Source organism: Paenibacillus sp. LHD-117 (genome assembly GCF_030929555.1).
GTDB lineage: Bacteria > Bacillota > Bacilli > Paenibacillales > Paenibacillaceae > Pristimantibacillus.
On the sequence record NZ_JAVFVT010000010.1, the window covers coordinates 172552 to 185533 of the forward strand.

General features: G+C 52.2%; 12 protein-coding genes and 1 pseudogene. 2 read left to right on the forward strand and 11 right to left on the reverse strand.

The window, feature by feature from the left end:
* Positions 1-4: 4 nt before the first annotated feature.
* The 5 genes from RB620_RS10130 to RB620_RS10150 all read right to left on the reverse strand — a co-directional run bounded on the left by RB620_RS10130 (position 5) and on the right by RB620_RS10150 (position 5188).
* Positions 5-454 (reverse strand): SitI3 family protein, encoded by a 450-nt coding sequence (locus RB620_RS10130; RefSeq protein ID WP_308093970.1) that lies wholly within the window; start codon positions 452-454, stop codon positions 5-7.
* 99 nt (positions 455-553) lie between these two features.
* Positions 554-1012 (reverse strand): hypothetical protein, encoded by a 459-nt coding sequence (locus tag RB620_RS10135; protein WP_308093971.1) that lies wholly within the window; start codon positions 1010-1012, stop codon positions 554-556.
* Between the two features lies 1 nt (position 1013).
* Positions 1014-3116, reverse strand: a complete 2103-nt coding sequence (locus RB620_RS10140) for a CdiA C-terminal domain-containing protein (protein WP_308093973.1) — start codon at positions 3114-3116, stop codon at positions 1014-1016.
* A 258-nt stretch (positions 3117-3374) separates the two neighbouring features.
* Positions 3375-4112 carry a ThuA domain-containing protein gene (locus RB620_RS10145; RefSeq protein WP_308093974.1) on the reverse strand — a complete coding sequence of 246 codons (738 nt, stop codon included), beginning with the start codon at positions 4110-4112 and terminating at the stop codon, positions 3375-3377.
* Between the two features lie 32 nt (positions 4113-4144).
* The gene (locus tag RB620_RS10150; RefSeq protein WP_308093976.1) at positions 4145-5188 is read right to left on the reverse strand and encodes a Gfo/Idh/MocA family protein; all 1044 of its coding nucleotides are present in this window, start codon (positions 5186-5188) and stop codon (positions 4145-4147) included.
* 135 nt (positions 5189-5323) lie between these two features.
* Between RB620_RS10150 and RB620_RS10155 the strand changes: the two genes are divergently transcribed.
* The gene (locus RB620_RS10155) at positions 5324-6208 is read left to right on the forward strand and encodes an AraC family transcriptional regulator (RefSeq protein ID WP_308093977.1); all 885 of its coding nucleotides are present in this window, start codon (positions 5324-5326) and stop codon (positions 6206-6208) included.
* A gap of 242 nt (positions 6209-6450) precedes the next feature.
* On the opposite strand, the gene RB620_RS10160 is transcribed toward RB620_RS10155, so the two are convergent.
* The 3 genes from RB620_RS10160 to RB620_RS10170 all read right to left on the reverse strand — a co-directional run bounded on the left by RB620_RS10160 (position 6451) and on the right by RB620_RS10170 (position 8732).
* A complete protein-coding gene (locus RB620_RS10160; RefSeq protein ID WP_308093978.1) occupies positions 6451-7437 on the reverse strand; it encodes a DNA-3-methyladenine glycosylase family protein in 987 nt (328 codons plus the stop codon).
* Positions 7438-7609: 172 nt separating this feature from the next.
* Positions 7610-8026 (reverse strand): disulfide oxidoreductase, encoded by a 417-nt coding sequence (locus RB620_RS10165; protein WP_308093979.1) that lies wholly within the window; start codon positions 8024-8026, stop codon positions 7610-7612.
* 10 nt (positions 8027-8036) lie between these two features.
* A complete protein-coding gene (locus tag RB620_RS10170) occupies positions 8037-8732 on the reverse strand; it encodes a DsbA family protein (protein WP_308093981.1) in 696 nt (231 codons plus the stop codon).
* Between the two features lie 231 nt (positions 8733-8963).
* Between RB620_RS10170 and RB620_RS10175 the strand changes: the two genes are divergently transcribed.
* Entirely contained in the window at positions 8964-11141 is a 2178-nt protein-coding gene (locus tag RB620_RS10175; RefSeq protein ID WP_308093983.1) for a heavy metal translocating P-type ATPase, read from the forward strand.
* Between the two features lie 279 nt (positions 11142-11420).
* Here RB620_RS10175 and RB620_RS10180 read toward each other — a convergent pair whose 3' ends face one another.
* The 3 genes and pseudogenes from RB620_RS10180 to RB620_RS10190 form a co-directional block, all read right to left on the reverse strand.
* A complete protein-coding gene (locus RB620_RS10180; protein WP_308093984.1) occupies positions 11421-12191 on the reverse strand; it encodes a sugar phosphate isomerase/epimerase family protein in 771 nt (256 codons plus the stop codon).
* Positions 12192-12322: 131 nt separating this feature from the next.
* On the reverse strand, positions 12323-12574 hold the full coding sequence (locus RB620_RS10185; protein ID WP_308093986.1) for a DUF7667 family protein: 252 nt from the start codon (positions 12572-12574) through the stop codon (positions 12323-12325).
* A gap of 207 nt (positions 12575-12781) precedes the next feature.
* Positions 12782-12982 (reverse strand): annotated as a pseudogene (locus RB620_RS10190) (group II intron reverse transcriptase/maturase); the annotation flags it as partial.

Here is a 12982-nt window from a genome sequence, read left to right on the forward strand (position 1 = left end):
ACTATTATCTATTAATCTTAATGTCTTCTTCTTTATAGTCCAAATTCAACGCATGGAAAGGAAACTTTTCGATTCCTGCCAACTTTTTATCATCTACGATAACAACATTGTCTCTTTTAAGTAATATCGGTATTTCACCATTGGATTCCAAAAGACAGTCACCATCCAAGCGATGCATGATTCTTCCGATGAAACCCATTAACTCTCGTGCCCAATCTGTATGATAACTATAGATATCAAACCAGAATTCAAATCTAAAATTGATTCCGTAATCTTCACTTCTAAACTTAACCCCGTCGCTTCCCTCCCTAGTTCTTAGGTTAAAGCCATCGGACGAGATTTCGTATCTCTTCTCGGAATTTTCAATTATCTCGTCATTACTTATTGATTCCGAAATAATCCTCTTCAATTCATCAAAAGGAATATTCGACGATAAGTAAAATGTGTAAAACACCTCATTTCCCTCCTTTATTACGAAACCACTCACTTTGCAATAAACGGTATCTTGAATCACATTCAAAAGAACGGGTCGTTGGCTATTATTCATTCATTATTACAATAGTGTCTCCTTGAAAGAGCCATCGATTAACTCAAAAGGCCATTTATAGATGTCAGGATTTTCTTTCCAAGATGAGTTTACATACAAATCTCCACCAGACCTGATAAGTATGACCCCTGATTCACTATCATCAAATGCGATATCTCCATCAATACAACTCATTAAACGGTTGATAAACCGAAACAATGTGTTTAGCCCAACATCAAGGGTTTTGGCAAAAACCGAAACATCTATGCAGTGATTAATATCGATTTTCGCTTCTTCATTAATATGATCTACCGAAATCTTATCATCATAATCTATTCGTAACGCAAAATTTGCATGATTCACATAATAAATGTTATTTGTATTCTGAAGAATAATCTCCTCCGAAATCTCCATAAAAATTTGTCTCACTAATTTCGCTAACTCTTCAATATTGTTAGAGTAAGAAATATATATTGACAGTTGCATATTATTTCCTCCTGTAGAGTAAGTTAATTTCACCATCTCTTACAACAAACAATTCTTGTAAATGTTTCAAGTCCCCATTAGGATTAGCCTTGCCCAAAATTTTTTCAGTCACTTCTTTTACTTGCTCCGCCGTAAAGTCATCCAAATTCAATACAATTCTTTCCGCCTGAGTTTTTGTCTTTTTTGCTATCTCTGTCGCTATCCCATTAGCACTTTTAGTACTCAACGGTGCGTAATGGTCGAAAACATTTCCTTCAATAATAAAGTCAGGATTACTTTGTGGTTCAATTCCATATCCATTTCCATTAGGCAGTTCATCTATCATTTCAATATCATAGCCTTCATTTGCAAACAAGTCAGCGGACTCATTTTGCTTTATATAACCTCTAGCATTTTCTTGTGCATATTCCCCTTTTGGCTTACCGCCTTTTGGAAGTGATGGTGCGGTTGGGTTAAATCCTACGCCCTCACCAATCCCGCTTACACCACCGCTCGAGCCGTTACCACCACCTTTGTCGGGCACAAACAACTTAGTTCGACCAGATGGGCTGATTTCGAATAAAAACAGTCCGAAAGCTCGCGCTTTGTCTTCCTTGCTCAGTTCCATAAAGTCATCGTATGCCGCCTGAGCTTCTTTATATGTCGCCTTGGGATCGCTTACCGCGTCCCAGATCCCTTGTATCGTCCCGCTTACGCCATTGATGACTTGTTTACCCGCTTCCGTGCGATTCTCGAAAGCAAACAGGGCAAACTCCGCTGTCTCAACAGCAGAATGGTACATCCCCGAGAAAAAGCCGTACATTGCTTCTTGAAGAAGCGTGCCTCGTTTACCTTCAGCTAAACCGCTAACTTCTCGATATTGTTGTTTGAACTGAGCTGCGGATTCTTTCGATATCCCCATGCTTGCCATGAGTTTATCAATTTCTTTCATCATCTCCTCAGTTTGCTCTTGAAGTTGATCGATTCGGAGGCCGGCTTCTTCAAGAACCAAAATACCGTCTTGATATTCTTCTCGAAGCTTCTTAAGATCCTTTACTTTATCTTTCAGCTCGTTCAACGTTGTTCCCGTTATTCCGATTGATTTGTTCAGTTCGTCAATTGCCTTGTCGATTTGATTCAATTGGGTGTTTACGCCAAATTTTTTTTCGTTTTCTTTGGCCTTGGCAATCAACGATGCTTCATCGGATGCGGAGATATGATCCATGGGCAGCTTACCTAATTGCCCAAGCGCCTGCTTCGTTTCTTCCAGTGTAACATCGGCGGATATCGTCCCGCCATTCTTCCGTGCTTGCTCCGCTAACCGTTCGGCCGCCTTCATCCCCGCGGAGTCGCTTGCCTTCTGAGCGGCGGCGTAGTCCGTTTTGGCTATGTAGATTTGTTCGTTTGCAACAATGGTTTTAGCTTGATCCAGTGTCACTTGGCTTGAAATCGTCCCTCCACTAGCGCGGGCGGCATCTGCCGCCGCCGTAGCCGTTCTCATCCCAGCCGAATTCCCTGCCTTCTGTGCGATTTCGTAATCCTGTTTGGCTTTTAAGATTTGTTCGTTTGCCACCATTACCTTAGTATCGCTTAAGGTTACGTTCGACGATATGGTACCTCCGTTCTTCCTGGCTTCTTCCGCTAGTTTGCTTGCGGTGGCCATAGCGGATTTATCGCCTGCCTTTTGAGCGGTCTCGTAATCCTGTTTGGCTTTTAATATTTGTTCGTTCGGTGTCGGCGGTTTAGCAGTAGATTGGGTATTTGAGGCAGGATTCGATTTCTGGCTCGCTGATGCCGCTGTACCCCCAACTTTGCTTGAAGGAGTAAATGTATTTGCGCTTACATTTACTTTCGTTCCCGCTTGAGTTGGCTGGTTGATGATCGACTTATTCGCGGTATAGATGGTTCCGACAGTCGATTGTGCCTGGGGCTTGGGTACAGTCGTTTGCACGGAGGGCTTTTGAGCCGGAGCAGGTGTTGATGTAGCGGCGATTGGCGCTCTTTGCGGAGTCGATGCTTTAGCTGTTGACGCCGATGAAGATTGCTGTGATGCTGCTGTTGAAATTGTTTTGCTTATTGCCGGACTGTAGGTTGCCAACGGTTTATAGTTTTTTAATACAGTCATGTATGTCCTCCTTCATTTAGGTCCACTCTATCGATCTAGTTCATTTGGCTCATAAAAACTAGTATACGATTGGCAAATTTGGAAGACAACGAAAAAGAGACTGATATTTTCCGAAAGGCGTTTTGCGCGGCTCATTGCCTTGGAGGACGATCAGATAACCGAAAACTTATACATTCTATCGCGAAAAAAAGCCCTGTTCGGACCAAAAAGTTCGGTCCAAACAAGGCTAACCATTATCCCGGATTCAACACTACCGGCTTACTTCGCTACGCCGATCGGCTCGATCGGTTCCATACGTCCCGCCTTGGACGATGCGCCATTCGTCGGCGCGGCCCAACGGACAGCGTTGCCAATGACCTGCAGCACTTCCGGCTGATGGTAAACCGGGAACGTTTCGTGGCCCGGACGGAAGTAGAAGATTTTGCCTTTGCCCCTGCGATAGGTGCAGCCGCTGCGGAACACTTCGCCGCCTTCGAACCAGGAGATGAACACGAGCTCGTCCGGAGTCGGAATTTCGAAGCGCTCGCCGTACATTTCTTCCTTCGGAATTTCAAAATAGTCGCCCAGCCCCTCCGCGATCGGATGGCCCGTCTCAATGACCCAGACGCGCTCGCGCTCGCCTTCGTCGCGCCACTTGAGCGTGCCGGTCTTCGTGCCGAGCATCCGCTCGAATATTTTGGACGCGTGGCCGGAGTGAAGGACGATCAGACCCATGCCGTCCAGCACGCGATCCCGCACCTTCTCCACGATGTCGTCGCGCACTTCGCCGTGCGCCAGATGTCCCCACCAGAGCAGGACGTCCGTGTTCGCCAGCACTTCGTCCGTCAAGCCGTGCTCCGGCTCGTCCAGCGTCGCCGTGCGGACTTCGATGTGCTCCGCTTTCAGCAAGTGGTCGCCGATCGCGTTGTGAATGCCCTTCGGATATATGCTCGCTACATGCTCATTGTTTCTTTCGTGGCGGTATTCGTTCCATACCGTTACTTTTAGCGTTGTCATTGGTTAGCCCTCCCGATAATGTTCAATAAGTATCATTGCGCCGATACCCAGCGGCCTTCCGAGAACGACTCGATGATCGCGTCGATCGTCCGTTGGTTGATGTACCCGTCTTCGATCGTCGCGTTCAGCCCGTCGTCCTTGCCCTTTAACAGGTCGAAAAACGCCTGCATCTGATCCGATTTGTACGACTCCGGAACGTCCAGGAAGCGGAAGTCTCCCTCTTCGTCCTCGAAGTTCGCCTCCAGCGTATCCTCGGCTTCGAGGTTATAGACAAGCGAGCCTTTGGAGCCGTATACCTCGATCCGCTGGTAATTGCCGCGGCCATAAGCGAACCGGGAAATTTGCATCGAAGACGAAATGCCGTTCTCCATTCGGCCGAGCACGTGGCAGAAGTCGTCGACGTCGACCTCACCTTTGCCGCTGCCGTCCAGCTTGTCGCGTTCGCGGACGATCGTGTCGCCGTGGCCGACAACGCTCGTCGTCTCCCCGACCAAGAAGCGGTGAAGATCCAGAATATGCGAGCCCAGGTCGCCGAGCGCGCCGGATCCGGACAGCTCTTTGCTAAAGCGCCAGTACAGCGGCACTTCCTCGGAGATTGCCCAGCCTTGCAGGTACTGGCTGTAGACATGGCGAATCTCGCCCAACTTGCCGGACTCTATCAGCTCCCGCGCGTAACGAACCGCGCCGCGGTACCGGTACGAGAAACAGACGATATGCGGCACCGGCTTGCCCGCCAGCTCCTCGCGCAGAACCAAAGCTTCTTTCGTGTCGAGCGCGATCGGCTTCTCGAGTGCGAATGGCTTCCCGAACCGGATCGCGTCCAGCGCGACCGCGAAGTGGTTCATGTTCGGTGTGCCGATCATGACCGCGTCGACCTCCGAGTCGGCCAATATATCTTCATGACGGGAATAACGGCGCTCCGGCGGAATGCCTAGCGTCTCTCCCCGTTCGGCGAGCGCCTTTTCGTTGACGTCGCAGATCGCGTACAGCTCCGCGTCCGGACTATTCTCGATGCCCCAAATATGATAATTGGCGATGCCGCCCATTCCGATGATGCCGATTTTCAGCTTTCCCATAGCCACCATCCATTCCTTGAATGTTGTATCCGTTTCATCCACAGTATAGAGTGTGCTAGAATAATCGGGAATGTGGGATCATGACGCTTTTTGTATAATACCGACTTTTCCAAAACGAGGAAGGATGTGACGGACATGCTGGAGATGAACGTGGAACGAGTGCCGAAGATCATACTGATGGGGTTCGTTTCGTATGCGACGCCTTGGATTCACTTCTTCCGGCATTCGGACGAGCATATTCTCTACGTGATCAAAAGCGGGGAGCTTCATATGAAGGAGAACGGGATCGAATACGTGTTGAAACGCGGGGACATGCTGCTGCTTGAGCCCGGCATGGATCATGAAGGGACGCGAAAGGCAACCTGCGACTATTACTATTTTCACTTCCTGCATCCCGGCTTGAAGGCAACGGCGAAAGAGATCGATCCCTCGGAGCTTGCCCGGAGCTACGTGCTCGAGGAAGCCGCGGAGCCGGGCGAGGAGCCGCTCCATTATTTGCCGAAACATTGCTCCATCACTGACAAAACCAGCTTTCACCAGCTCATGCACGCTATGAACGAGCTTCTGCTCCTGTACCGCCGGAAACATTACAATCGCGGCTTGACCGCGCTCCGGTTCTCGGAGTTTCTTATCGAGCTGTCGCGCGACTACCTGCTGAATGTGCTCCGCAACGAAGGCGGCAAAGGATCCAAAGCCATCTCCAAGGTGCACGCCTTGTTGGATTACATCGAGCAGCATTACACCGGCAAAATCACAAGTGAGCTCATTGAGCGGGAGTTCGAGTCCAACTACGATTACTTGAACCGCGTCTTCAAGGAGCATACGGGCGAGACGATTATGCGCTACGTGAACAAAATTCGCATCCAGCACGCGCAGGAGCTGATCCGGGCGACGCATATGAGTTTTGGCGAGATCGGGTATTTGACGGGCCTCGAGGATCCGTATTATTTCAGCAAGGTGTTCAAGCAATACGTGGGATTGTCGCCGATGCAGTACTACAAGAAGGTAAGAGAGTCGTAGCGGAGGCGTCCATTAGAAGGAAAAACTCCCACTAATCTGCACCTTCTCTTGGACGATGCCGGTTAGAAGGAAAGTCTCCCGCTAATTTGATCGATACGATGGTTTGACCCTCGAAAACGACCAATTAGTTGGAGAAATTCCCGTTTACCTCGAAATTTTCAGGTAGCCTTCGAAATTATAGGGAGGATTTCCTGTTAAATGTTAGATAGCCAGCGGCGGGCGCGGCAAAATGAAAAGGCCGCTCAATAGAGCAGCCTCCACAAATAAAATGTCGCGTACGCCTCCCAGCTGGTCCAGCCAGCCGACATCTCGAGAAGCTCCGCCTTCGTCGGCTTGCGATCCAGCCCCGTCAACGATTTGATCGCGTTGTGCAGCCCAACGTCGTCGATCGGGAACGCGTCCGGGAAACGCAGGCAGCGCATGATGACGTAATGCGCCGTCCAAGGGCCAATCCCCCGCCTGCTGACCAGCAAACGCTCCGCTTCCTTCAGCCCGCCTGCCGACAGCAGGTGCTCCTTCGTTAGTTCTCCCGAAGCGACCGCCGCGGCCGTGTCGATCAAATATTCGCTCTTGCGGGCCGTCATGCGCAGCGGATCGAGCTCCTCTATCGTCAGTTCCGCGATCGTCTCCGGTGAAGGGAATAGCCAATACGATTCGCCCCCATGCTCGATAGACTCGCCATACCGCTCCACCAGTCTGCGCTTCAGCGTATAGGCGAACGCCAGGTTGATCTGCTGGCCGATGATGCCCCAGCAGAGCGCCTCGAACAAATCCGGAATGCCGAGCAGCCGAAGGCCGCGGAAGCGAGCAGCCGGTTCCTTGAGCAGCGGATCCCCCTCCGCCAGCTCATAGAACGGAGTCAAGTCGCGATCCAGATCGAACCATTCGCGCGTGTAGGCGACCGCCGCGGCGGTCAAGGGGGTGAGAGCGGAAGGCGCAAGCACAGTCTTCGGCTCCGCGAATGCATGAACATGCCCCGAAACCGGCTCAGTCAAGCCCGCTGCCCGTACGCGTTCGATCCGCACTGGTTCGGACAACCGCTCCAGCTTCAAACCGCCCGATTCATCTTCGCTTACTTTCCATACGGCCGCGAATCGCCCGTCGGTCATGGCCTTGTACACCGCGTCGCCCTCCACGCGGAATAGGCATTCGTTGCTCGATCGTTTCAAATAAGCCAAATGCTGCCCGAAGTCGAACGCTTTCGGCACGGGCAGCGTAACGGTTTCCATCGCAAATTCACTTTCCTCTCGGTCGCTTCATACTCATAGTTGTACCACAGAACGTCGGCCAAGCCGATTTCGCAATCTTGCGCTTTTATTCCGCTCTACAAAAAAGAAGCAGCAGCAGGACGGCCGCATTAACCGCGGCCATTCCATGCTTCTGCTTCTTCAAACAGCCTTCTTAGTCGTTATCGTCCTTCTTGGCGATGAACAACAAGATCGTAATGAGCGTAAATCCGGTCAACGCCAGGAACGGAATCGTAATAAATCCGAGCCAGTTGATCCATTCCGTCGTGCAGGGAACGCCCTGCGTACACGGCCTGATCTCTTTGAAGCCTGGAATTTTCTCCATCATGTAATGGAACGTCGATATGCCCATGCCGACAATGGAGAGCGGCAGCACGTATTTGCGAATCGTATGTTCATTATAAAACGCCGCGATGCCGAGGATCACGCTCAGCGGATACATCAATATGCGCTGGAACCAGCACAGATCGCACGGAATATAACCTTCGATTTCGCTAAAATACAGACTGCCCAGCGTCGCGACGACGGCGACCAGCCATGCGAGATACAGCGCGTTGCGCCTTAATGCCATAAGCCCACCCCTATTCCAGGTTCTGCTCGATTGCCGCTTTAATCGCCGCGTAATCGAACGGATTTGCGATTTGCGTCTCGTTAATCATGATGGTAGGGGTTTGGTTCACCTTAAACTCCTGATAGAGCGCTTTGTCCAGCTCGAATTGTTTGGTTGGCTCCTCAGCGGTCAAACTCGCCCGGAAGGCTGCCTCGTCCAAAGTCGGCACGGTCGCTTTGGCTACTTCCACGACCTTATCTTCAGTCAGCCAGGCACTGTCATGATTGGTCGTCGGCTGCGCGTCGAACAACGCTTTGTGGAATGCCCAGAACTGCTCGGGGTACGATTGCAGGATCGATTCGCTCGCTACTGCCCCGGTAATGGACGGCTGATTGTGGAAATCGACATTAACATAAGAGAACGTCGCCTTGCCCGTATCAACGTAATCTTTTTGAAGCTGCGGCCAGATCGTCTCTCCCCATTGTTTGCAGGAAGGGCACATGTAGTCCCCGAATTCGACGATCGACACTTTGGCGTTCGCATCGCCAAGAACAGGCTGGGATTCGGTCGACGGCGCGACGGACAATTCCCGGTTTTCGCCTTCGTTTTTCTTCTGAACCTGGTTGATGACAACGAGCAATACGACGATCAGGATGATAATAGCCGTATACAATACGAAATTGCGGGAGCCCGAAGCTTTTTTATTGCGTCTTGCCTGTGCACTCATTCTTCATTCACCTCGTTTGGTTTATGACAATTAGCGTACCATAACATGAGGACATCCTCCACATGCGGCAGGAGGAAAATTCGCACAATTTTATTACAGTCCGATTAAAGCGTTGTTAAGTGTGCCTAGAAAAACGAAAAATCGAATGACGCCGTTGACAAAACAAGTTATCGAGGAATATCATATGAACAAGTATTCATATGTTTGAGCGCAGAAGGAAGGTGTACGCGGGTGAAAGAATATCAGGTAAAGGGGATGTCCTGCGGCGGCTGCGCCATGCGCCTCGAGCAGGAAATAAGGGAGCTTGATCATGGTGAGGACGCGACGCTCAGTTACAATTCCGGCAAGCTGAAGGTGAATGGGGATATATCGCTGGACGCCGTGCGCCGTATTTTGAAGTCGGATGGAGCGTCATTGGTTGCGATTCCCGATGGGCATGCGAATGGAAATGGACAAGAGCATTCACATAGACGCCCAGATGGACATACGCATGCAGATACCCATGGTCACACGCACGCGGATGACCATGGGCATGAGCATTCCCATGGCGGCGGTCTTGCGAAGCTGAAGCCGGTACTTGCGGCGGCCGTCCTCTACGCCTCCACTCTGCTTGTTGACGGCTGGGCGGAGCCGCCTATCGCCATCCTGCTCTATTTGGCCGCGACCGCGATTAGCGGATACCCGACCTTTATGAAGGGTCTTCGCAATCTGCTGAAGCTGAAATTTACGATGGATACGCTGATGACCGTCGCCTTGATTGGCGCCGTGGCGATCGGCGAGTGGAAGGAAGCGACGCTTGTCGCCATCCTGTTCGGACTAAACGAATGGCTCGAGGGACTCGGCATGGAGAAGGCGCGGCGATCGATGGACGCGCTGCTGAAGACCGCTCCGAAGGAAGCGCTCAAGGTCGAAGACGGACGCGAATCCATCGTTCCGATCAGCGCCTTGTCGGCAGGCGATATCGTGCGGATTAAGCCCGGCGTCCAAATCCCTTCCGACGGCGTCGTGGTCGAAGGCATCAGCTCCGTAAACGAAGCCGCCATTACGGGCGAATCGCTGCCGCTTGACAAAAGCATCGGCGAACCGGTATTCGGCGGCAGCTTGAACCAAGACGGCATGCTGCTCGTGCGGATTACGAAGGCTTACGAAGATTCGTCGCTCGCCCGCATTCTCCATCTCGTGCAGGAAGCGCAGGAGACGAAGACGCCTACGGAATTGTTCATCAACAAATTCGCGCGGTATTACACGCCTGCCATCATGATCATCGCCGCGCTCGTCATCTTGATTCCTCCCCTGCTGCTCGGCGGCGAGTGGAAAATATGGCTGTACCAAGGGTTATCCGTCCTAATCGTCGGATGTCCTTGCGCCTTGATTCTGGCCTCGCCGATCGCGATCGTTTCGGGCATCGCCCGGATGGCCAGGCACGGAATCCTCGTCAAAGGCGGCGTCTATCTGGAGCAGCTTGGCAAGCTGGACATGATCGCCTTCGACAAAACAGGGACTTTGACGAAGGGCGAACCGCATGTAACGGAATCGCGGGTATATGACGAAGACCGGCTATTCCGTATCGCCGGCATGATCGAAGGCGCTTCGAGCCATCCGCTGGCGAAGGCGGTGCTGAAGGAAACCGAACGAAGGGGGATCCGGGTGGACGCGGCGCCCGCATCCATCCAAAACATCGCGGGCGTCGGCATGGAGGCCGTCATCGAAGGCCGCGCTTACAGGCTGGGCAACGAAAAAAGCGCGGCGCATCTGGCGTTGCCGCAGGAAGTAATCGAGGATATCGAAGCATTGAAGGCTGCCGGACTCACGTTAGTGATCGTATCCGACGAAACGGATGTGCTTGGCTTGTTCGGCATCGAGGACGAGGTGCGCGAGGAAAGCCCTGCCGTCATTGCTGCGCTTCATCGGTTGGGAATCCGCAAGACGGTTATGTTAACCGGCGATCACGCTCGAACGGCGCAGAAAGTAGCTCGGCAAGTCGGCGTGACGGAAGCGAAGAGCGGCCTGCTGCCCGAGGATAAAGTAACGGCGATTCGCGCGTTATCGGCAGAAGGACGCGTCGCGATGGTCGGCGACGGCGTCAACGACGCGCCCGCTCTCGCCGCCGCGGGACTCGGAATCGCGATGGGCAAGGGTACCGACAGCGCCATGGAAACGGCGGACATCGTGCTGATGCAGGACCATCTCGGCAAGCTGCCTTACGCCGTGAAGATCGCGAGACATGCCGGCCGGATCATCCGCCTGAACATCGCGATCGCGCTCGGGCTCAAGCTGATCGCGCTGCTGCTCACGATCCCGGGCTGGCTGACGCTTTGGATCGCGATCCTTTCGGATATGGGCGCGACCATCCTCGTCACGCTCATCGGACTGACGATGTTCGCGGAGCGGAAGGAACGCGTATCGTAAGGCTGCGCCTTGCTCGCGGCTGAGATGGCATCGCCCTAATTCCCGCGAACCGCTTCGCATCCAGTCCCGCCCGCACAACCAAGGTGAAACGACTGTCGCCGTCCTTTGGCGGAGCAGTGCGTTTCATTCCGAGAATTCTAAGCCTGGATAAGGTGCAACACTTATAGATTCTTAGAATTTTAAAAAACCAGTCTGCAACGAGCTGATAGCGCTCGGCAGGCTGGTTTTTTTCGTGATATTCGATCGGTCCGTTAAATAAGAAATGACTTCGATTATAGCTTACTCCTCAGCCAGCGAGCTCAAGTACCGATAGCTGATGGCCAAGCTTTCGAACGGATCGCGCAAGCAGACGTCCTGTTCGACGACATACCATTCCACGCCGATCTCGCGGCAAGCTTTGATAATGGCCGGGAAGTTCAGATTGCCTTCGCCGATCTCCGCGAAAACTTGTTTGTTGTCGACGATCGCCATGTCTTTCAGGTGAACGACGCGCATGCGGCCGTCGACCTCCCGAACCGCTTCCACCGGATTCGCGCCGCCGGCTTGCACCCAATACATATCCAGCTCAAAGTGGACCGCGTCCTTGTCGCTTTCGCCTTGCAGGATAACCATGCCGGTTCTGCCTTCGAACTTCGTATATTCGAAATGATGATTGTGGTAAATAAACTGCAGTCCATGCTCCTTCAGCTTGCGGCCGATCTCGCTGGCAATGCCCGCAAACTCGGCGTACCCCGCGCCTCCCGCGTTCCGGAACGACTCCGGAATGGCTCCCAATCCGACATACCGACAATTCCAAAGCTTATGTTTTGCGATCGTCGCTTCCAGGTCGTTCGTCAGGGCGTCGTAACCGACATGCGTCGCGCAGATCGTCAGGCCGAATTCGTCCGCAATCGCTTTCACGACTTCCGGAGCAATCGGACCTACGCCGGACATCTGCACCGCCTCGTATCCAATTTCCTTCACCTTCCGAAGAGATTCCCTGAGTCCCGCCTCGTCCTTGCAGTAGTCCCTGAGCGTGTATAGCTGAGCCGCAATCATAGATTTTTTCATCGATTCGCCACCTTCTCATCGTAATTGGATTGAAAATCAAACAACGTCTACGATGAGTATAACAGTCCTGTTTTTTTCTGCTTGTCTGGCATTAACGCGCAAACCTTCTTCTTTTGACTCTGATTGACCTCTTATATCAGCTTCGATTCGATCTGCTCGATCTTGGCGCACAGCTCCTGATGCCACTCGGCATCTCCGCTCGTATACGCAACGAACGCGACGGACTTCAGCGAATCGAGATTGGATACGAGATCGAAGTTCACCTTCAGGCAATGCTCCATCTCGCGTTTCTCCAGCGGCGACAGCATATGGTAACCTCCGATTGCTCTTGCTTTAAGCGTTAGCTCGGCCAGACGCCGATGCACGGGATGAATGCCTACCATGTAGCGTTCCTCCTTTAACGGATTATCCGAATGTGATTGGTCTTATCAGCATGTCCGCGTATGGAGGATCGCAAACCTAACCGATACCGTTCGTGCAAAGATCAGAAAGAAGGTTATTCGTAGAAAAATCGAGTAGGCCTATGCGCATGCGCATAGGCCTCTCACAGATCCGGACTTGCGGGTCATCGCATCCGGCTCCTCCAGTGATTATCCCCGTTGGGGGTGAAGTTCTTTGCAAATCGTATAGAGACTGCATAGACCGATCTCGTCAAACCATCGGTTCGGCAATGCATATTGGGCATAGGTTGACATGGAGCTCCGCCATGCTGTCATGCGCATGCCCGGCATTTCCTTACTCCCCCATCCTCTTCTTCGCATTTCTCGATGCAGCTTCCTGATTTTCTTCCA